The 19,406-nt window shown below is 72.6% G+C and carries 17 protein-coding genes and 1 pseudogene; 9 read left to right on the plus strand and 9 right to left on the minus strand.

Features of this window, described 5'->3' with window-relative positions; translation table 11 throughout:
• The first annotated feature begins 37 nt into the window (after nucleotides 1-37).
• A complete protein-coding gene (locus AB0N07_RS14440; RefSeq protein ID WP_365834739.1) occupies nucleotides 38-823 on the plus strand; it encodes a LysR family substrate-binding domain-containing protein in 786 nt (261 codons plus the stop codon).
• A 176-nt stretch (nucleotides 824-999) separates the two neighbouring features.
• Nucleotides 1,000-1,758: a hypothetical protein gene (locus AB0N07_RS14445; RefSeq protein WP_365834820.1), complete on the plus strand. Its 759-nt coding sequence runs from the start codon at nucleotides 1,000-1,002 to the stop codon at nucleotides 1,756-1,758.
• 27 nt (nucleotides 1,759-1,785) lie between these two features.
• Here the strand turns inward: AB0N07_RS14445 and AB0N07_RS14450 are convergent, their stop codons facing one another.
• Entirely contained in the window at nucleotides 1,786-2,319 is a 534-nt protein-coding gene (locus AB0N07_RS14450; RefSeq protein ID WP_365834741.1) for a TerD family protein, read from the minus strand.
• 163 nt (nucleotides 2,320-2,482) lie between these two features.
• On the opposite strand from AB0N07_RS14450, the gene AB0N07_RS14455 reads away from it, so the two are divergent.
• Nucleotides 2,483-3,517 carry a permease gene (locus tag AB0N07_RS14455; RefSeq protein WP_365834743.1) on the plus strand — a complete coding sequence of 345 codons (1,035 nt, stop codon included), beginning with the start codon at nucleotides 2,483-2,485 and terminating at the stop codon, nucleotides 3,515-3,517.
• Nucleotides 3,514-4,242, plus strand: a complete 729-nt coding sequence (locus tag AB0N07_RS14460; protein ID WP_365834745.1) for a TIGR03943 family protein — start codon at nucleotides 3,514-3,516, stop codon at nucleotides 4,240-4,242. Before AB0N07_RS14455 ends, AB0N07_RS14460 begins: the two co-directional genes overlap by 4 nt.
• A 59-nt stretch (nucleotides 4,243-4,301) precedes the next feature.
• Here the strand turns inward: AB0N07_RS14460 and AB0N07_RS14465 are convergent, their stop codons facing one another.
• Nucleotides 4,302-5,177 (minus strand): alpha/beta hydrolase, encoded by an 876-nt coding sequence (locus tag AB0N07_RS14465; protein ID WP_365834747.1) that lies wholly within the window; start codon nucleotides 5,175-5,177, stop codon nucleotides 4,302-4,304.
• 24 nt (nucleotides 5,178-5,201) lie between these two features.
• Between AB0N07_RS14465 and AB0N07_RS14470 the strand changes: the two are divergent.
• Nucleotides 5,202-5,609 (plus strand): annotated as a pseudogene (locus tag AB0N07_RS14470) (AAA family ATPase); the annotation flags it as partial.
• Nucleotides 5,610-5,739: 130 nt separating this feature from the next.
• Here the strand turns inward: AB0N07_RS14470 and AB0N07_RS14475 are convergent.
• The gene (locus AB0N07_RS14475) at nucleotides 5,740-8,841 is read right to left on the minus strand and encodes a carboxyl transferase domain-containing protein (RefSeq protein WP_365834749.1); all 3,102 of its coding nucleotides are present in this window, start codon (nucleotides 8,839-8,841) and stop codon (nucleotides 5,740-5,742) included.
• Nucleotides 8,842-8,933: 92 nt separating this feature from the next.
• Here AB0N07_RS14475 and AB0N07_RS14480 point away from each other — a divergent pair, with 92 nt between their 5' ends.
• Together AB0N07_RS14480 and AB0N07_RS14485 are read left to right on the plus strand one after the other, a co-directional pair.
• Nucleotides 8,934-9,566, plus strand: a complete 633-nt coding sequence (locus tag AB0N07_RS14480) for a TetR family transcriptional regulator (protein WP_365834751.1) — start codon at nucleotides 8,934-8,936, stop codon at nucleotides 9,564-9,566.
• A gap of 7 nt (nucleotides 9,567-9,573) precedes the next feature.
• Entirely contained in the window at nucleotides 9,574-11,208 is a 1,635-nt protein-coding gene (locus tag AB0N07_RS14485; protein WP_365834753.1) for an AMP-binding protein, read from the plus strand.
• On the opposite strand, the gene AB0N07_RS14490 is transcribed toward AB0N07_RS14485, so the two are convergent.
• Both AB0N07_RS14490 and AB0N07_RS14495 read right to left on the minus strand, forming a co-directional pair.
• Nucleotides 11,156-11,851 (minus strand): HAD family phosphatase, encoded by a 696-nt coding sequence (locus AB0N07_RS14490; RefSeq protein ID WP_365834755.1) that lies wholly within the window; start codon nucleotides 11,849-11,851, stop codon nucleotides 11,156-11,158. The genes AB0N07_RS14485 and AB0N07_RS14490 overlap by 53 nt on opposite strands.
• A 31-nt stretch (nucleotides 11,852-11,882) precedes the next feature.
• Complete coding sequence (locus AB0N07_RS14495) at nucleotides 11,883-12,359, minus strand: Lrp/AsnC family transcriptional regulator (RefSeq protein ID WP_030931193.1); 477 nt, start codon at nucleotides 12,357-12,359, stop codon at nucleotides 11,883-11,885.
• 196 nt (nucleotides 12,360-12,555) lie between these two features.
• Here AB0N07_RS14495 and AB0N07_RS14500 point away from each other — a divergent pair, with 196 nt between their 5' ends.
• Together AB0N07_RS14500 and AB0N07_RS14505 are read left to right on the plus strand one after the other, a co-directional pair.
• Nucleotides 12,556-14,049, plus strand: a complete 1,494-nt coding sequence (locus AB0N07_RS14500) for an FUSC family protein (RefSeq protein ID WP_365834759.1) — start codon at nucleotides 12,556-12,558, stop codon at nucleotides 14,047-14,049.
• A gap of 194 nt (nucleotides 14,050-14,243) precedes the next feature.
• Nucleotides 14,244-15,278: a lactonase family protein gene (locus AB0N07_RS14505; protein WP_365834761.1), complete on the plus strand. Its 1,035-nt coding sequence runs from the start codon at nucleotides 14,244-14,246 to the stop codon at nucleotides 15,276-15,278.
• Between the two features lie 166 nt (nucleotides 15,279-15,444).
• On the opposite strand, the gene AB0N07_RS14510 is transcribed toward AB0N07_RS14505, so the two are convergent.
• The 4 genes from AB0N07_RS14510 to AB0N07_RS14525 form a co-directional block, all read right to left on the minus strand.
• Nucleotides 15,445-16,368 carry a hypothetical protein gene (locus AB0N07_RS14510; RefSeq protein WP_365834763.1) on the minus strand — a complete coding sequence of 308 codons (924 nt, stop codon included), beginning with the start codon at nucleotides 16,366-16,368 and terminating at the stop codon, nucleotides 15,445-15,447.
• A gap of 95 nt (nucleotides 16,369-16,463) precedes the next feature.
• Nucleotides 16,464-17,447 (minus strand): BadF/BadG/BcrA/BcrD ATPase family protein, encoded by a 984-nt coding sequence (locus AB0N07_RS14515; protein WP_365834822.1) that lies wholly within the window; start codon nucleotides 17,445-17,447, stop codon nucleotides 16,464-16,466.
• Nucleotides 17,448-17,512: 65 nt separating this feature from the next.
• On the minus strand, nucleotides 17,513-18,190 hold the full coding sequence (locus tag AB0N07_RS14520) for a uracil-DNA glycosylase (RefSeq protein ID WP_365834765.1): 678 nt from the start codon (nucleotides 18,188-18,190) through the stop codon (nucleotides 17,513-17,515).
• A 73-nt stretch (nucleotides 18,191-18,263) separates the two neighbouring features.
• Nucleotides 18,264-19,349 (minus strand): exo-alpha-sialidase, encoded by a 1,086-nt coding sequence (locus tag AB0N07_RS14525; RefSeq protein ID WP_365834767.1) that lies wholly within the window; start codon nucleotides 19,347-19,349, stop codon nucleotides 18,264-18,266.
• Nucleotides 19,350-19,406: the final 57 nt, after the last annotated feature.

Raw genomic sequence — 19,406 nt, forward strand, 5'->3', positions numbered from 1 at the left:
GTGCGAGTCCTCCGACCACGGCCGGTAGCCTGGCCTGGTGACAGGCTCGGAAGAACCCCAGGCGTTCCGGCTTGCGTACGTCCCGGGAGTGACGCCCGCCAAGTGGGTGCGGATCTGGAACGAGCGCCTGCCCGACATCCCGCTGAACCTCCTCGCCGTACCGGCCGCCGAGGCATCCGACGTGCTGCGCGCGGGCGGGGCCGACGCGGGACTCGTACGGCTGCCGGTCGACCGTACGTTCTTCAGCGCGATCCCGCTCTACACCGAGACGACGGTCGTCGTCGTCCCCAAGGACCATGTGATCACGGCGGCGGACGAGGTGACCGTCGAGGACCTCGCGGACGAGGTGCTCTTCCACCCCCTCGACGACGTCTTCGACTGGGACCGGCCGCCGGGCGAGCCCGCCTTCGAGCGCCCCGCCACCACCGAGGACGCCGTGGAACTCGTCGCGGCGGGCGTCGGCCTCCTGGTCGTCCCCCAGTCGCTGGCCCGTCTGTACCACCGCAAGGACCTCACGTACCGGCCGCTGGTGGACGGCCCCGCGTCGAGCATCGCCCTGGCGTGGCCCGAGGAGGCGACCACGGACCTGGTCGAGGACTTCATCGGAATCGTCCGCGGTCGCACGGCCAACAGCTCCCGCGGCCGCAAGGCGGCGACACCGGAAACGAAGGGCAAGGCGGGCGACACGACCGGCGCCCGGCGCAAGCCCGCGGCGGCAAAGGTGACCGGAAAAACGGCTGGGAAGTCGGCGGGGAGCAACCCGAGGGCCGGATCCGACGTCTCCAAGGGCGCCAAGCGAAGGAAGCCCCGCCGCCGGGCATAGCCTCCCTCGGGGCGGCCTCGCCCCGTTCCGACCATCCGGTGGGGCGATGGACGGGAGGCGGGGGAGTTTTGCTGCGCAAGGGGGTGCGGTGCGCGGGCGGTGCCGCGGATCGGCTGCGTGCCCACGGACTGTGGGGTGATCCGGCCGACCGTGAGTACCGGCGGCCGCGCGGCGCGCTGTGGCGGGTGGCGGCGTTGGTGGTACGCACGCTGCGGGTCGAGTGGCACGGCATCGTCGTCGATCCGGTGCGGCAACTCAGACGCCGTGGGCTGCCCGCACTGTTCCTGGCGTTCCTGGCCGCCTTCGGTGTCATCTTCTTCCATGCGCTGGCGCAGCGGCCGACGGGTGCGGTGGTGGTGCGGCTGCTCGGCGGTGTCAAGGGCGACCTGCCGTTGTGGCTGGCCCTGCTGCGGACGCCGGTGTCACTGTACGTCCCGGCCCTGGATCTCCCCGTGTGGGCGGGGATCACGAGCCTGTTCCTCGCGTTCGCCCTCGCAGAGCTGATCCTCGGCCGGGCCAGAACGCTCGTCATCTCGTACGCGACCACCCTCGCCGGCACCCTCATGGTGCGCCTGATGATCGCGCTCGGTCCGGGCTGGGGCGGGCTGGGGCTGCCGCGCGCGGTCGGGCAGGTGCTGGACACCGGCCCGTCCGCCGCCGTCGTGGGCCTCTTCACCTATGTCGCGATCGTCCAGCGTGCTCCGATCGTGTTCGCCCTCACCGGCGGGTCGATGGTGTGGGAGTCGATCGCCGTACCCAATCTGGCCGGTCGCGAGCATCTGATAGCGGTCGGCACTGCGATCGTCCTGGCCCTGTTCCACGAACGCGGCCGCAAACGGGCGTCCGCCCGGCCCCTCCTTCCGGTACGCCGGTCGGAGTCGCCGGGGGCGGGGGCCGAGCGCCCGCGTCCGGACGATCACGTCGCGGTCGGGTGAGCGCGGCCGGCGCACGTCGGACGCAGGTCAGGGCTGTGGCGTACCGCCCATCTCCGCCGCGAAGACCGTCGGGTCGCTGTCGAAACCGCGGACCATCGGGTGGAACTCCCAGGCGCCGGAGGCATCCCGGGTGAACTCGGCGACGGTCGCCGCGGTGGCGTCGGCGACCTGCCCGAAGTCGTCCTCGAGCAGTTCCGTGTACCCGTCGACGACCAGCACGCCCGTGTTCGAAATGTCGCCGAAGAACTTGGGGCCGGTGCTCTGATGGATCGCCACACCCACGACCACCCGCGCGAAGGAGGGTGCCAGGCGATGGAGCTCCAGGACCATCACCTCGACAAAGCCCAGGCCCAGGCCGGTCTCGCTGTGCCGGCTCATGTTGATGGTGCCGTCCGGCGAGCGGCTCTCGGTGTGCACGACGTACACCGGCCGTCCGTACGGGGCGTCCGCCGAGTAGGTCGTCGCCATGATGTCCAGATGGTGGGGCGGCCGGCTCCAGGGGCTGGGGTCCCACTTGAGCCGCACCTCGATCTTTCCCGTTATCTTGCCGCCGCCGCTCACCCGGAAGCTGCCCCTCTCGAATCAGGCCACCGCGGGACAGTCCCCCCGCAAGGTCAAGTATGTTCCCGGTCCCGTTCATTCATCCGCGCGCGGCGGCGTGTGCGCACCGTGAGGGGAGTGATCCTGGCTTATCTTCGCCACGAATCCGACATCCGGAGTAAATATGAATAGAACGGATGAACTGGTTGGTGTGGCGGAAGAAGTGGCGCTCGTCGCGCCGGCCGGCCATCAGGGGCGCCGCGTCACCGGACGGCCCCTGCCCCTCGTCGTCCTCACCGCCGTCGGCTCGGTGGCGGTCCTCTCGCTCACCGGCGTCGGATGGCTGAACCAGCCCGCCGTCGCGGCCTGGCGCACGGTCTGTCTGGCCATCACCGTCCAGGCGCTGCCCTTCCTCCTGCTGGGCACGGTCCTGTCGGGGGCGATCAACGCGTTCGTACCGGCCGATCTGTTCACCCGGATCCTGCCCCGCAGGCCCGCACTCGCCGTCCCCGTGGCCGGCCTGGCGGGGGTCGTCCTGCCGGGCTGCGAGTGCGCCTCGGTGCCGGTCGCGAACAGCCTGATCCGCCGCGGTGTCACCCCGTCCGCGGCCTTCGCCTTCCTCCTCTCCGCCCCCGCGATCAATCCGATCGTGCTCACCGCCACGGCCGTCGCCTTCCCGGGAAACCCGGCCATGGTCGCCGCCCGGCTGCTGGCCTCCCTGGTCACCGCGGCCGCGATGGGCTGGCTGTGGCTCTGGCTGGGCCGCGAGGAATGGCTGCGGCCGTCCGTCCGCCACACCGGCCACCGGTCGGGACACAGTCGCGCGCGGGAGTTCCGGCTCGGCTTCCAGCACGACTTCCTGCACGCCGGTGGCTTCCTGGTGCTGGGCGCCATGGCCGCGGCCACCTTCAACGTGGCCGTGCCGCGCTCGGTCCTCGACACCTTCTCCGGCTCGCCCTGGCTGTCGGTGCTCTTCCTGGCGGCGCTCGCCGTCCTGCTCGCCGTCTGCTCGGAGGCCGACGCGTTCGTCGCCGCCTCACTCACCGGCTTCTCGCCCACCGCCCGGCTGGTGTTCATGGTGGTGGGCCCGATGGTCGATCTGAAGCTGATCGCCCTTCAGGCGGGCACGTTCGGCCGGTCCTTCGCCCTGCGCTTCTCGACCGCGACCACGGTGGTGGCCGTGGCCGCGGGGGTCCTGATCGGAGGAGCACTGCTGTGAAGCGCCACGCCCAAGTTCTCCTACTCGTCCTGACCGGCCTGGGTCTGCTGCACGCCTCCCTGTTCAGCGACCTCTGTCTGCGCTACGTCAAGGAAGGCCTGCGCCCCCTGCTGATCGCCTCCGGCGTGCTGCTCCTGCTGCTGGGCCTGACAGCAGCAGCGCTGGACCGCGCGACCCCCGAAGCCGACGCGCACGAACACGGCCACGACCACTCCACCGCACCCCGCATCGCCTGGCTGCTGTTCCTGCCCGCGTTCAGCCTGCTCCTCTACGCCCCGCCCCCCCTCGGCGCGTACACCGCCTCCCACGCGAGCAACAAGGCCGTGCCGAAGGCGCAGCGGTTCGATCCGCTGCCCGCGACCGTCCCGCTGCCGATGACCCTCACCGACTTCACCGCCCGGGTCCAGCAGGACCGGGAGCAGGCCGTCAGAGGCCGCAGCATCCAGATGACCGGATTCGTCACCCCCGCGGGGCGGGGCGGCGGCTGGTATCTGACCCGGATCATCTTCACCTGCTGCGCGGCGGACTCCCAGTCGGTGAAGGTCCGCATGTACGGGACCGCCGCACTGCCGGCCAACACCTGGGTGGCGGTCACCGGAACCTGGCACCCCAAGGGCACCCTCGGTACGAAGTCCGCGACGGCGGCCCTCGACGTCCACCGCATCGAGCGCATCTCCCCGCCGGTCAACGCCTACACGGACGACCTTCCGCTCACGCCGTCGTGACGAGGACGGCAACCTCGGCAGGCACCCGGACAGGCGGCTCAGGAAGATCGGCGGGTGGGTCAGAGCACCCGAGTGGCGCGCACGAACTCCCGGATGATCCGCGCCAGTTCCGCCGGCCGGTCCAGGGGGAGCAGCGTGTAGCCGTCGTCCACCTCGACGAGCCGCCCCTGCGGCAGCAGCGCGGCAAGGCGACGGCCGTGCTCGGGCGGCATCACCCGGTCCTCGCGCGCCCAGACCACCAGGGCGGGCCGGTCGAAGAGCGGCAGACGTTCGGCCGTGGCTTCGAGCAGGCGGCGGGTGCCCCGGTTCGCGCCGCGGAGGAGACGGACGGCGTCACGGCGGATGGCCGGCTGCCGCAGCACCGGCCGCATCCAGCGCGCGGTGGCCGCATCGCCCCGCTTGGTGAGCCAACCGAATGCGATCGGCAGCCGGCGCACCGCCCGCACCCGCATCTGCTGCATGAACAGCCCGAACAGGCGCGGTGAGAGCCGACCGGTGAGAACCAGGGTCCGGCCCGTCAGCCCCGGCGGGAAGTTGTCGAACGCATCGCAGGACACCAGCACAGCCCGCGCAACCTGCGCCTCCCCGTCGGCCATCAGGAACTGCACCAGCATCCCGCCCGTGTCGTTCCCCACCAGGGTCACCTCCCGCAGATCCAGCCGCTCCAGGAGCTCTGCGACAAGCCTCGCCACCCCGGGCAGCGACAGATCCGCATCCGCGTGCATCGGGTGGCAGTGGGCGCCCAAAGGCAGCGTCGGGGCGATGCACCGATGGTCCGCGGCCAGGTCGGCCAACGGCCCATCCCACAGCGAGGCGTCCATCATCAGGCCGTGCAGCAGCACCAGTACGGGACCGTCGCCGCCTGTGTCCTGGTATTCGACCGTGCCCGCGGACAGCTCGATCTTGTACGCGTCTGCTCGGGCAGTGGTGTTCATGAAGGCCTCCCGTACGTCTCCGCCATGTGTCCACACTCAAGAGGGCCGGGCGGCCCGAAGTGTGACATCCGACCGGCAGGACCCGTCATCCCGCCCCGCTCCGGTGGCAGAATCGGCGGCGTGGACCGGGGGATCCTCGAGCGCGAGCCCGAGCTGGCACAGCTGGCCACGGCCGCACGGGAGGCGGCCGACGGGGCCGGTTCGGTGGTGCTCGTCTTCGGCGAGGCCGGAATCGGCAAGTCGAGCCTGGTGAGAGCCATGCCCGAGCGGCTGCCCGGGCAGGCCCGCGTGCTCGTCGGACAGTGCGACGACCTCGCCACCCGGCGACCGCTGGGCCCGTTCCACGACCTCGTCGGCAGCGTCGGAGCCGAACTCGCCCGCGCCGTCACCGAGGGCGGCGACCGCCACCGCGTCTACGAGGCCCTGCACGGCGAGCTGGCCGTGACCCCGCATCCTGCGGTACTCGTCGTCGAGGACGTGCACTGGGCCGATGGGACCGGATGTGATCACGCCTCGATGGACGGGCGGTGCCCCGGGGGACGGAGCACCGCCAGGCCCCGGATCACCAGGTGTCGACGAACGGGCGGTGTCCTGCCTCCGGTACGGGGCACCGCTCCAGCGCCGCAAGGATCCAGGCCCGCGACCCGGCCGGGTCGATCACCGCGTCGATCTCCAGCGCGGCCGCCGCGTTGACCGCCTTCCCGCGTTCGTACAACTCGGCGACCCGCTCCTCGAAGACACGCGCACGCTCGGCCGGGTCCGTGATCGCCGCCAGCTCCCTGCGGTAGCCGAGTCGCACCGCACCCTCCAGGCCCATCCCGCCGAACTCGCCGCTCGGCCAGGCCGCCGTGGCCAGCGGGGCCCGCGTCGAGCCGCCCATCATGGCCATCGCCCCGAGGCCGTACGCCTTGCGCAGCACCAGACTCACCAGCGGCACCCGCAGATTGGCGCCCGTCACGAACAGCCGGGCGAAGTGCCGTACGGTGGCGGTCCGTTCGGCGTCCGGGCCGACCATGAACCCCGGGGTGTCGCACAGCGAGACGACCGGCAGCCCGAAGGCGTCGCACAACTGCAGGAACCGCGCCGCCTTGTCGGCCGCGTCCCGGTCGATCGCCCCGCCCAGATGCGCCGGGTTGCTGGCCAGGAGACCCAGCGGCCGCCCCTCGATCCGAACGAGACAGGTCAGCACGCCCACGCCGAACTCAGGCCGCAGCTCCAGCACCGAGTCCATGTCCGCGAGCCCGGTCACCGCCGCCCGCACGTCGTAGGCCCGCCGCCGGTTCTCCGGCACCACCTGCCGCAGCAGCCGCTGATCCGGAGCCTCCCAAGTGCTCTGTGTTCCTTGGAAGTACGACAGATACCGTCGCGCCACCCGCACGGCCTCCGCCTCGTCGGCGACCGCGACGTCCACCACCCCGCCCGGCACCTGTACCGACAGCGGGCCCACCTCCTCCGGCCGGAACACCCCGAGCCCGCCGCCCTCGATCATCGCGGGCCCGCCCATCCCGATCGTCGCGTCGGGCGTGGCGATCACGACGTCGCAGCAGCCCAGCAGCGCGGCGTTACCGGCGAAACACCGCCCCGAGACGATGCCGACCAGCGGCACCAGCCCGCTGAGCCGCCCCATCCGCTGGAAGGTGGTCACGTCGAGGCCTGCCACGGCTGTGGTGTCGGTGTCCCCGGGCCGTCCGCCACCGCCTTCCGCGAACAGCACCACGGGCAGCCGCCGCTCCTCGGCGAGCTCCAGCATCCGATCCGTCTTGCGGTGGTTCTGCAGCCCCTGGGTACCGGCGAGAACCGTGTAGTCGTACGACATCGCCACGCACGGCCGGCCGTTGACCTGCCCGGTGCCGGTGACCATGCCGTCGGCCGGCGTCGACCGGATCAGGTCGTCCAGCGAGCGGCGGCCGCGCTGGGCGGCGATCGCGAGGGCGCCGAACTCGGTGAAGGTGCCCGTGTCGCACAGGTCCGAGATGTTCTCGCGGGCGGTGCGCCGGCCGAGGGCGTGCCGCCCCGCGACCGCCTCCGGCCGGTTCTCGTCGAGACCGAAGGCGTGCCGCCGTACGACCTCGGCGAGATCCGCCCGCACGGCGTCCGGATCGACCGGCTCCGCCGCGGGCCCCTCGCCCGGGACACCGGAAAGGTCGTCCAGAGTGACCAACGGGGAGCCCTCACCGACCGTTTCGCCCACGCGCGCGTGCACCAGCCGTACCACCGCGGAGCCGGGAGCCCGCACCACGTGCTCCATCTTCATCGCCTCCACCACCAGCAACTGCTGTCCGGCCCGCACCGGTTCACCGGGGGAGACGTCGACGGAGACGACGGTGCCGCTGAGCGGCGCGAGGACCGTGCCGTCGCCGGGCGCCTCCTCGGGAACGACGTGGGTCTGCGCAAGATCCGCCACCACGCCCGTGTGCGCCCAGAAACGCGGCCGCGCCAGCACCTCCCGCAGCAGCGGAATCCCCGTCCGCACCCCCTCCACCGCGAACTCGCCGAGCGCCCGCTGCGCCCGCGCACAAGCCGCCTCCACATCGCCCGCCGGGACGTGCGCGACCACCTTGGCGAGCAACGGGTCGTAGCGGACACCGACTTCGGCCCCGGCACGGATCGCCGTGTCGACCCGCACACCGGGCCCCGACGGCAGGTCGAACCGCGTGATCCGCCCCGCCCCCTCGGCTGTGACCCGCGCCTGCACGGCGAACCCGCGCGGCGCAGCCGGCGGTCCCGACAGCCCCAGCTCGTCCAGTGTGGCCCCGGCCGCCAGGCGCAGCTGTACGGCGACCAGGTCCACCCCAGTCACCTCCTCGGTGACCGTGTGCTCCACCTGAAGCCGCGGATTTGCCTCGATGAACCAGAACTCCTCGCCCCGGAGCAGGAATTCGAAGGTGACCAGGCTCGAACAGCGGGCGGCGCGGGCCATCCGCAGTGCGGCGCCGAGGATCCGCTCCCTGGTGTCCTCGGAGAGTTCGGGCGCGGGCGCGATCTCGATCACCTTCTGGTGGCGGCGCTGTGCGCTGCAGTCCCGGTCCAAAAGATGCGTGACGGCGCCGGTCGTGTCCCCGACGACCTGGACCTCGATGTGCCGGGCGCCCTCCAGCAGCCGTTCCGCATACAACTCGCCCCGCCCGAAGCCCTGTTGAGCCTCCGAGGCGCACCGCTCCCAGGCCTCGTCCAGCTCCTCGGCCCGCCGTACGACCCGCATGCCGCGTCCGCCGCCCCCGCCCACCGCCTTGATCATCACGGGTCCGGCGGCCAGCAGCTCCCGCGCCCCGTCCGGGCCGTCGGCCCCGGCGAGCACGGGAACCCCCGCCTCGACGGCGAACACACGGGCCCGCGCCTTGTCCCCGAAGACCGCCAGCACCTCGGGCGTGGGCCCGACGAAAGTCACCCCGGCGTCGGCGCAGCGGCGGGCGAAGTCCGCGTCCTCGCTCAGAAAGCCGTACCCGGGGTGCAGGAAGTCGCAGCCGGTGCCGCGCGCGGCGGCGAGCAGTGCGCCGCCGTCGAGATAGTCGTCCAACGGGACGGCTTCGTCGGCGAGTCGAGCGTGCGCGTCGTCGCCCTCGGCATACACCGCGACCGAGCGCAGGCCGGCCTCGGAGGCGGCCCGCAGGACGCGCACGGCGATCTCCCCGCGGTTGGCGACGAGCACGGCGGCAGTACCCATGGGAGCCCTCCAGGACCCGGACCTCAGCGGTCCTCATCGACCGGCCCCGCCATGCTCATTGACATTGACGTCAACGTCAATACGCTCCCGGTGTGGCACGCACACACAAGGCCTGGGCGGTCCGCACCGCCCGCGACCGCACCGAGGCCCCGGCCCGCGCCCGGCTCCTGGACGCCGCCGAGGCCGTCTTCGCACGGCTCGGCCTCGGCCCCGCCACCGTCGCCGACATCACGGCGGAAGCGGAGGTATCGCGGGCGGGCTTCTACGTGTACTTCGCCTCCAAGGAGGAGATCTTCGGCGTCCTGGCGGTCCGGGTACGGGACGCGTTCCTCGCCGCGCAGGAGGTCCCGGGCGTCGACACGGACGACCCGCACGCCGTGGCGGAGGCGTCCGTCGGAGCCTTCATCGCCGCCTACGCCCGACACCAGCCGCTGCTCGGCCTGTTGGAGCAGCAGTCCCGCACCGATCCCGGCACGGCGCAGCTGTGGGACGAGATCCGCGAACGGCCCGTCCACCGGCACGCCCGCTACATCCGCCGCCTCACCGACCGCGGCCTGGCCGCCCCGGCCGCCGAACCCCTTGCCCTGGCCCGCGCGGTGGGCGGCATGTGCGTCGAGTTCGCCCACCGAGTCGCCGCGCACCCCGACACGTACGAGGACGCCGTACGCGACGTCACCGGCATATATCTGCACCTGCTCGGAGCCGCCCGAACACGTCAGGAGTAGCCGCACCATGACGCCGACGCCACGCACCGACGCACACCTCGCCGACCTGCGCGCCCGCTGGGCGAAGTCGAGGCGCGGCAGGCAGCCCGACACCGCTACGCACCGCGCCGGCGAGCGGACGGTGCCGGGACACGTACGCCACTGGGCGCGCGAGACACCTGACCGGCCCGCGTTCGTCGCCCACGGGCAGACGCTCACCTACCGCGAACTCGACGACGCCACCGACCGCTTGGCCGGATGGCTGGAGAGCCGGGGTGTGCGCCCCGGTGACCGCGTGGCCGTCCAGCTGCCCAACAGCGTGTTCTTCGCGGTCGCGTTCCTTGCGATCCTGCGGCTCGGGGCGGTCCACGTGCCCGTCAACCCCATGTTCAAGGCCGCCGAGACACGGCACGAGATCGACGACTCCGGCGCCGAACTGGTGCTGTCCTTCGAGCCGCTGCGGGACGTGCTCGCCGAGGCACTCGACGGCACGGCCGCACGCGCGGTCCTGCTGGAGAACGAATGGCCCGCCGTCATGGCGCACCCGCCCCTGGCCGCGCCGGCCGAGGACCTCGACGCGCTCGCCGCCCTCAACTACACGGGCGGCACGACCGGACTGCCCAAGGGGGTCGAGCACACCCAGCGCCACATGGTCTACACGGCCACCGCCATCCAGAACGGCATGCCGGGCGCCGAGGACGGCATCGTCTCCCTGTGCTACCTGCCCGTCTTCTGGATCGCGGGCGAGAACCTCGGCATCCTCGCCCCGCTGGTCTCCGGCGGCACCGGCGTGCTGCTCACCCGCTGGGACCCGGCCGCCGTGCTCGACGCGATCGAGACGCACCGGGTGACCACCCTGGCCGGAACCGTCGAGAACTACCTCGAACTCCTCGACCACCCGGACTTCCCGCAGCGTGACCTCAGCAGCCTCACCGCGCCGCTCGCCATCTCCTTCATCCGCAAACTCACCCCCGAGGTGCGCGCACGCTGGCGGCAGGCCACCGGAGGCGTCCTGCGGGAGGCCTCCTACGGCATGACCGAGACCCACACCAGCGACACCAACACCCTGGGTTTCCAGGACGGCGACCACGACCTGCTCGGCGACCCCGTGTTCTGCGGACTGCCCGTGCCCGGCACCGAGTTCATGGTCGTCGACTTCACCACCGGCGAGCCGCTGCCCCTGGGCGAACCCGGCGAGATCGTCGTGCGCGGCCCCTCGGTCCTCACCCGCTACTGGCGCGCACCCGAGGCCACCGCGCGTGCGCTGCGCGACGGCTGGCTGCACACCGGGGACATCGGCAGCCTCGACGAGGACGGCTGTCTGCGGTACCTCGGCCGGAACAAGGACATGATCAAGGTCAAGGGGATGAGCGTGTTCCCGACCGAGGTCGAGACCCTGCTCGGACGCCACCCCGAAGTGCTCGCGGCGGCCGTCGTCGCCGTGGAGGACGAGCACAGCGGCCAATTGCCGTACGCCTTCGTGAGGACCGTTCCCGGTTCCGTCCTGACCGCAGACGAGTTGCGCGCATGGGCGAAGGAGGCGATGGCCACGTACAAGGTGCCGCTGGTCGAGATCGTGCCCGAACTGCCCCTCACGCCGACCGGGAAGATCAGGAAGACGGAGCTGAGCGCACGAGCCAGTCGTACGCGCCCCGCGCCGTGAACTCCCCCTGGCCGCCGCGCAGCAGCAGGTCCACGGTGGCGAACTCCGGCGCGTCGGCAGGTGCGGCGACGTACGGGATCGCGATGCAGCGCATGCCGGCGGCGTGCGCCGCTGCGGCGCCGGGGGCGGCGTCCTCCAGGACCACACAGTCGGCCGGGGCCGCCCCGAGGCGCCGGGCCGCCTCCAGGAAGACGTCCGGGGCCGGCTTGCCACGGGGCACCTCGTCGGCCGAGACGACGGTGCGCAGATACGTGTCCAGGCCGGTACCGGCGAGGATCGCGTCGATCGCCTCCGGCGACGACCCCGAGGCCACGGCCATCGGCACGCCGTCGGTCGCGAGGAGCTCCACGAACTTCCGCATCTCCGGGTACGTGCGGGTGGCGGCCCGGGCCAGCTCCAGATAGCGGCGGTTGGTGCCGGCCAGGAGTTCGGCGGCGGGGGCCGCCAGGCCGTACCTCTGCTTCCACCGGGCGGCCGTCTCCTGGGTGCTGACACCGACGTACCGCTCGTGCTCCGCCCATGTGAAGTCCGGGACGCCGTGCTCGGCGAGGGTCTGCCGGCCCGCTTCGTAGTAGTTCGGCTCGCTGTCCACGAGCGTTCCGTCGAGATCGAAGATGACCGAAGTGGTGCCGAGCCTGCTCATGGCTCCAGCATGGCAGCGCACCAGGGCAAGGTCATTTGCGGGCCGCGCGGCCGATCGACTCGACCAACGGCAGCAACCGCTGGGGTACGCGTTCGCGCAGTGCCACCTCGGTGCGGGTGCGGACGACGCCGGGCAGGCTGATCAGCTTCTGGATCACGTCCTCCAGATGGGCGTTGTCGCGCGCCACGACCCGGGTCAGCAGATCGCCGCCGCCCGTGATCGAGAATGCCTCGACGATCTCCGGCACGGAGGCCAGCGCCTCACCCACGTCGTCCAGATGCCCCTGGGTGACCTCGATGTGCACGAAGGCGAGCACCGGGTGGCCGAGCGCGGCGGGGGAGAGCGTCGGGCCCGTACCGGTGATCACACCGTCGCGCTCCAACCGGTCGAGGCGGGCCTGCAAGGTGCCGCGGGCGACGCCCAGGATCCGGGCGTACTCGCGCACGCTCGTGCGCGGCTGCTCCATCAGCAGCCGCAGGATGCGGGTGTCGAGCTCGTCGACGGCCATCGTGCCCGGCCTCCTCGTACATGGTCCGTTGGCTCGCTCATGGCCGTCCACGGACCGATATGTCTGCGCCAATGGCTCAGTATATTCGGAGCCGCTTGAGCCAGCCGACCCGTCGATGCTGCAATGTCTGGGTCGATGGCGCTGCGGACCCCGCGGCGCCTTTTTCATGCCAGTGATTTTCGAGGGGTGGCAAACAGTGCTGAAGAGGGTGTTCGTGGCGCCGGATCCGGGGCGGACGCGGCTGCGCTTCGCCGCGCGGGCCGTCCTCGGCATCGGGCTCGCGGTCGTCGTCTGCTCTCTGGCCGGGCTGTCCCTCGTCGGTGCCGTCACCGGCGGGCTGGCCGCGCTGCTCGCCCTGTTCACCGTCACGGACGCCACCGTCCGCGGGCAGGCGGTCACCACCGCGCTGCTGCCCGCCGTCGGGCTGCCGGTGCTTGCCGCCGCGGCCGAGCTGCACGACCATCCCGTGGCCCGCGACCTCACCTTCCTCGCCGTCATCGGCGCGGGCGTGTACGCGCGCCGCTTCGGGCCGCGCGGGCACAGCCTCGGCGTGTTCGCGTTCATGACCTTCTTCGTGGCGCAGTTCCTGCACGCGGCCACGGACCGGCTGCCCGAGCTGTACGCCGCCGTCCTGCTGTCCGTGCTCAGCGCATCCGCGGTCCGCTTCGGCCTGTGGTGCTACGAGGCCAAGCTGCCCCCGGCACCCGTGCCCGCACCGCCCGCCGGCACCGGCCTGGCCCGCGTCACCACCCGCCAGGCCGTCCAGGCCACCGCAGGCGCGGGCTTCGCACTCGTCGTGGGCCAGCTGGTGTCCGGCCAGCGCTGGTACTGGGCGGTCGGCGCCACCTGGTGGATCTTCGTCAACACCGCCTCGCGCGGCGAGACCCTGGTCCGCGGCTTCCGCCGGGTCCTCGGCACGGTGATCGGCATCGGCCTCGGCCCGCTGATCGCCGTCCCCCTGCACGGAGCCGCCCTCCCCACAGCCGCGCTCCTCGCCGTCTGCGTCTTCGGCATCTTCTACACGGCCGCGGTGTCGTACACATGGATGATGCTCTGGGTCACGCTCCTCGCCGAACTCCTCTACGGCCTCCTGGGCGTACTGAACCCGGGCCTGCTCGCCCTGCGGGTCGCGGAGACCGGCGTCGGCGCGCTCGGCGCCGTACTCGCCGTGCTCTTCGTCCTGCCCGTCACCACGCACACCATCACCGACGCCTGGATCCAGCGCGCCCTGCGCTGCGTCCACGCGTGCACGGCAGAGGCAGCCGCCCGCCTCGCGGGCTCCAAGGCCGCAGACCCGGCGCGGCGGATCGCGGAACTGGAGCAACTCCTCGGCCGCGTACGGCTCTCCGTCGCGCCCCTGGTCCACCCGCTCAACCCGATGCTCGGCCGCAAGCGACGTGCCCGCCGGGTGCTGGACCTGCTCGACGACTGCGCCCGCGAGACCCGTGGTCTGGTCGCCGTCGCCGCCGACCCGGAGGCCTCCCACGACGCCCGACTGGCCGCCGCCTGCTGGCGCGTGGAGGCGGCGGTGGAGGCGCTCACCAGTGGCGAACACGCCCGTCTCGACATCGCCACCGAGGCTCCCGCGGCGGAACCCGCACTGGCCCACCTGCACGGCCTGGAACGGGCCCTGGCCGAGCTGGCCACACCGCTGCGGACGCCGTCGGGGTCGCCGCTCGTGGGGGCGTGAAGCGGCCGCATCTTCTGCCGGAGGGGTTGCCCGCCCCGCCCCGCCTACGTCCACCACCCCGAGGTCCTCGCGGGGGCCCGCCGGGAGACGGGCGCCTCGGTTGCGGCCTGGTCAAATGCCCCGCGTATGGTCTAGACCGCTCGTGATCGGCTGCTAACGTCGGCCCGACGGCACAGAACCGAGAGGGGACAGCGGTGACAGACGGCGGCGGGCGGCGACGGCGGGCCTTCATCGGGTCGTTCACGGCGGCGGGAGGCCCCGGGATCGTGGCCGCGGCCGTGGCCCCGGACAGCGGTGCGCTGACCGCGCTGAGCAGCGTGGACGGCGTGCCCGACCCCTCCTACCTGGCACCGGCACCCGACGGGCGGACCCTCTACGCGGTCAGCGAGACCGCCGAGGGCGCGGTGGCCGCGTACCGGGTGACGGGGGACCGGCCGGAGAAGGCCGGGGCGCCGGTCCCGGTCGGCGGCAACACCCCCACGCACCTCAGCCTGTTCGACGGGCACGTCCTGACCGCCAACTACGGCTCCGGCAGCGTCACCGCCGTGCCCGTCCGCTCCGACGGCACCCTCGCCGGTGCCGCCTGCGATGTCCTCCAGCACAAGGGCTCGGGCCCGCACACCCTGCGCCAGCAGGGGCCGCACGCCCACCAGGTACAGCCCGACCCGAGCGGGCGGTGGGCCGTCAGCGTCGACCTCGGTACGGACTCGGTCCGGGTCTGCACGCTGACCGGCGGCCGCCTCGAAGTGCACCGGGAGATCGCCCTGCGGCCCGGCTCCGGCCCGCGCCACCTGGCCTTCCATCCGGACGGCACGCGCGCGTACGTCCTCAACGAACTGACGCCGACGGTCACCGTCTGCCACTGGGACGCCGTGACCGGTTCCCTGGAACCGCTGACCGAGCGGCACGTGCTCCCCGGAGCCCCGACCGGCGACGCCTACCCGTCCGGCATCGTCGCCTCCCCCGACGGCCGCTTCGTGTGGACCGCCACCCGCGGCGAGGACGTCCTGTCCACGTTCGCCGTCGAGGGCGACGAGTTGCGCCTGATCGGCACAATCCCCTGCGGCGGCCACTGGCCCCGCGCGATCGCCGAGTCGGGAGGATTCCTCTACGTCGCCAACGAACGCTCAGGTGAGGTGACCTGGTTCGCCCTCGACCCGTCCACGGGATTGCCTCGCTACGAAGGTTCTTTGGCGGTCCCTGCGGCGTCCTGTGTGGTCTTCGCCTGACTGCACAGGGGAGTGGCCGGCCACGATGGTGCCGCGGACGACCGACGGCATTTCGTCCCGCGGCGGTGACGCGCATCGGCCACAGGCGAACGCCGACGGGCCCGCTCCAGTGCATGGAGCGGGCCCTTCGGCGTCCGTACATTGCGAGCAGCGGCTGCTTCCTGCCTCAGCGAACCGGCGTCCCCTGCGGCTGCGGCGGAGCGATGCCCAGGGCCGTCGTGTACTTGGCCAGCGCGAGCTTGCCGATCGCCGGGTACGGGCCGAGCGGCTCGGCGGCGGAGCAGCCCGCCTCCTTGGCCGCCTCCTCGACCAGGCCCGGGTCGATCTCCGGCCCTATCAGGTACGGCGCGAGCGCCAGCTGCTGCGAGCCCGAGCCGCGCAGCTGCTCGGCAACGGCCGCGATCGAGCCGTCCTGGTCCAGAGCCGCCGCCATCACCGGCACGGCGAGACGTGCGGCGAGCAGCATGCCGGTGATCCCGGCCGCCTGAACGGCCTCGTCACCGCCCACCGAGGCCAGGATGATGCCGTCCGCCGCCGTCGCCACGGTGAACAGGCGGGCGCGGTCGGCGCGGGCCAGTCCGGCCTCCGACAGGCGCACGTGCAGCGCTTCGGCGAGCAGCGGATGCGGGCCCAGCACGTCGGTGAGGTCGGCCGCGACCCGGCTGTCCATCACGGCCTGGCGGATCCGGCGCAGCAGCGCGCCGTCGGGGCCGGCCAGCAGCGGCACGACGACGGCGACGGGGCCGTCCGGCTCCTTGACGTCCAGGCCGACGGCGCGGGCGTGCTCGAAGCGGGCGGCCCGCTCCTCTGAGGCGTGCGCGAGCACGGCCTGCAGCGTGGGGAACTCCGCCTCGTCCCCGTCCAGGTACCCGATCCGCGCATCGAGGCCGGGCAGCTCGGAGCGGGCGATGCTCACGACCTCCTCGGCGAGGCTGCGCGTGGGGGCGCCGGGAGTTCCCGGCACCGCGAGGACGAGCGCAGGCGCGCCCTCAGGAGCCGCCAGCGGCTCGGGTCGGCGGTGCCGCCCGGGCTGGCGAGGTCGCGGCATTCGTACTGGCAGGCCGGACGCGGGCCCAGTGGGGGAGCTCATGGCGACGCATGTTACTGGCTTCCTGGGCTCCCCTGTTCGGGGAGGGTGCAGGTGAGCGGTTTCTGTCCCATTTTGTCTGATGAGTTACATACGGATCAGAAGCTTGCGGCGTACGAGGACCAGCCGTCGTCGCCGGTCATCACGCTCAACATCCCTTCATCACTCGGGAGAGTGAGCGTTCCCGCTGCGAGCTCGTCGGCGATACGCACCGAACCGGCCAGCGGATCACCGGCGGCCGGCACCAACGGCGCGTGCGGCAGCCGCTGCGACAGCTCTTCCGCGAGGGGGGCGAGCAGGGGGTCGCCCATCTTGAACAGGCCACCTGTCACGGCCACTTGAGCGTCTCCCGCGGACGGACAGACGGCCGCCGCCGACTCCGCCATGTGCCGGGCCGCCGCGCGCAGAATGCGCCCGGCAACCGGGTCGCCGTCGGCGCACGCGGCCACCTGGGGTGCGAAGGAGGCGAGCACGGCGGGCCGGTCCTGGCGCGGGTAGAGCCTGCCCGGCAGCCCCGGCATCGGACCGAACATCTCCTCGGCGCGCGCCAGCAACCCGGTCGAACCGCCGGGTCTTCCGTCGAACGCGCGCAGGGCCGCCTCCAGCCCGGCCCGCCCGATCCAGGCGCCGCTGCCGCAGTCGCCCAACAGATGCCCCCAGCCGTCCGCGCGGCGCCAGCCCGTCAGGTCGGTACCGACGGCGATCAGGCCCGTGCCGGCCGCGACCACGGCACCGGGGCGCGGCCCGAGGGCGCCGACATAGGCGGTGACGGCGTCGGCGACGAGGGCGACGGAGCGGATGCCGAACTCCCGGCCCAGCGCGCCGGGGAGTTCGGCACGCAGCGCATCGCCGAGGGAGGCGAGCCCGGCGGCACCCACGACGGCCGTGCTCAGTGCGGAGACACCGGTCTCGGCGTTCAACTCCCGTACGATCGGCACAAGTTGGGCCATGAGATGGTCCGGATCGATCCCCCGGGCTCCGGTGCGCACCGGCTCCCGGGACTCCCGCTGGGCCGGCGGACCGCCGTCCGTGGGCTTGACGACGACCCGCAGACCCGAGCCCCCCGAGTCGACCGCGAGGATTCCGGTCGTGCCCGCCCGCGCTCCGTGCCCCGCCGCGTCCGTACCCGGTCCGTCCCCCGCACCGCTCACGGCAGGCGCCAGTCCACCGGCTGTCCGCCCTGTCTGATCAGCAGGTCGTTGGCCCGGCTGAAGGGACGCGAGCCGAAGAAGCCGCGGTCGGCCGACATCGGGGACGGGTGTGCGGACTCCACCGACGGGAGGCTGCCGAGCAGCGGGCGCAGATTGCGGGCGTCCCGGCCCCAGAGGATGGACACCAGCGGCTTGCCGCGCCCGGCGAGGGCCCGAATGGCCTGCTCGGTGACCTCCTCCCAGCCCTTGCCGCGGTGCGCGCCCGGCTTGCGCGGGGCGGTGGTGAGCGCCCTGTTGAGCAGCAGCACGCCCTGCTGCGTCCACGGCGTCAGATCGCCGTTGGACGGTTCGGGCAGGCCCAGGTCGGTGCTCAACTCCCGGTAGATGTTGATGAGACTGCCCGGCAGCGGACGCACCTCGGGCGCCACCGAGAACGACAGTCCCACAGCGTGCCCCGGCGTGGGATACGGGTCCTGGCCGACGATCAGGACGCGTACCTCGTCGAAGGGTTGCTGGAAGGCCCGCAGAACATTCGCTCCGGCCGGAAGATAGGTGCGCCCCGCGGAGATCTCCGCGCGCAGGAAGTCCCCCATCTCGGCGATCCGTCCGGCCACCGGTTCCAGGGCCTTCGCCCAGCCCGCTTCGACGATTTCATGCAACGGTCGTGGTGCCACGGGCGTCACCCTACTGCCGTACGGGCAGCGGAGATCAACCGGTGGCCAAGGCCGTGCGCTCCCCCCGCAGCACTCATCCGATCACCGCGGCCCGCACGCACAGCACATCCGGCAGATGCCGGGCCAACTGCCGCCAGCTGTCGCCGTCGTCGGCCGACGCGTACACCTCGCCGTTGCGGTTGCCGAAGTACACCCCGGCAGGGTCCGCGTCGTCGGTGCACAGCGCGTCGCGCAGCACCGTGCCGTAGTGGTCCTCCTGCGGCAGGCCCGCCGACAGCGGCTCCCAGCTCTTGCCCGCGTCGGCCGTGCGGAAGACCCGGCAGCGGTGGTCGGCGGGCACCCGGTCCGCGTCCGCGTTGATCGGGAACACATACGCCGTGTCGCCGCGGTGCGGGTGGGCGGCCGCGGCGAAGCCGAAGGTGGAGGGCAGCCCTTCGCCGATGTCGCTCCAGTGCCCGCCTGCGTCGTCGCTGCGGTACACACCCCAGTGGTTCTGCAGATACAGCCGGTCCGGGTTGGCCGCGTCCCGCGCGACCTTGTGCACGCACTGCCCGAACTCCGGGTTCGGATCCGGCAGGAACACCGCGGAGACACCGGAGTTGGACGGTGCCCAACTCGCCCCGCCGTCCGTGGTTCTGAACACCCCGGCCGTCGAGACGGCGACCGTCACCGCCTGCGGGTCGCGCTTGTCGGTGAGCACGGTGTGCAGCCCCTCGCCGCCGCCGCCCGGCACCCACTTCGAACGCGTGGGGTGCTCCCACAGGGGGCGCACCAGCTCGAAGGTCTCCCCGCGGTCCTGCGAGCGGTACAGAGCGGCCGGCTCCGTGCCCGCGTACACCACGTCCTGTTCCGCGGCCGCCGGGTGCAGCTGCCACACCCGCTCCAGGGAAGCCCCGGTGTCCTTGGGGAACTTGACGGCCGGCCGGGCCGGTTCCGTCCAGGTGCGGCCCAGGTCGTCGGAGTGGAACACGGAAGGGCCCCAGTGGGCGCTGTCGCCGCCGGCCAGCAGACGCGGACGGTCGCCGCGGGTGTCGACCGCGACCGAGTACACGGCCTGCGCGTTGAAGTAGGGAGTCTCGTCGAACTCCCATGTGCCACCTCGCCGACGCCCGATGAACAGGCCTTTGCGCGTGCCCACGGCGAGCAGTACCTCGGTCATGCCGAATCACCTCCGCTGTGTCTGTGACGGCTCTGTCCCAGACATCGGCCAGTCTGC

It is taken from the genome of Streptomyces sp. NPDC051172 (assembly GCF_040682555.1).
In the GTDB taxonomy this organism is placed as follows: Bacteria; Actinomycetota; Actinomycetes; order Streptomycetales; family Streptomycetaceae; genus Streptomyces.

Bases quoted from the DNA above. Each gene is read 5' to 3' on its own strand.
- AB0N07_RS14465 (WP_365834747.1), bottom strand. From the start codon at position 5,177: ATGAACACCACTGCCCGAGCAGACGCGTACAAGATCGAGCTGTCCGCG.
- AB0N07_RS14495 (WP_030931193.1), bottom strand. From the start codon at position 12,359: ATGGCCGTCGACGAGCTCGACACCCGCATCCTGCGGCTGCTGATGGAG.
- AB0N07_RS14510 (WP_365834763.1), bottom strand. From the start codon at position 16,368: ATGAGCTCCCCCACTGGGCCCGCGTCCGGCCTGCCAGTACGAATGCCG.
- AB0N07_RS14485 (WP_365834753.1), top strand. From the start codon at position 9,574: ATGACGCCGACGCCACGCACCGACGCACACCTCGCCGACCTGCGCGCC.
- AB0N07_RS14475 (WP_365834749.1), bottom strand. From the start codon at position 8,841: ATGGGTACTGCCGCCGTGCTCGTCGCCAACCGCGGGGAGATCGCCGTG.
- AB0N07_RS14525 (WP_365834767.1), bottom strand. From the start codon at position 19,349: ATGACCGAGGTACTGCTCGCCGTGGGCACGCGCAAAGGCCTGTTCATC.
- AB0N07_RS14455 (WP_365834743.1), top strand. From the start codon at position 2,483: ATGAATAGAACGGATGAACTGGTTGGTGTGGCGGAAGAAGTGGCGCTC.
- AB0N07_RS14490 (WP_365834755.1), bottom strand. From the start codon at position 11,851: ATGAGCAGGCTCGGCACCACTTCGGTCATCTTCGATCTCGACGGAACG.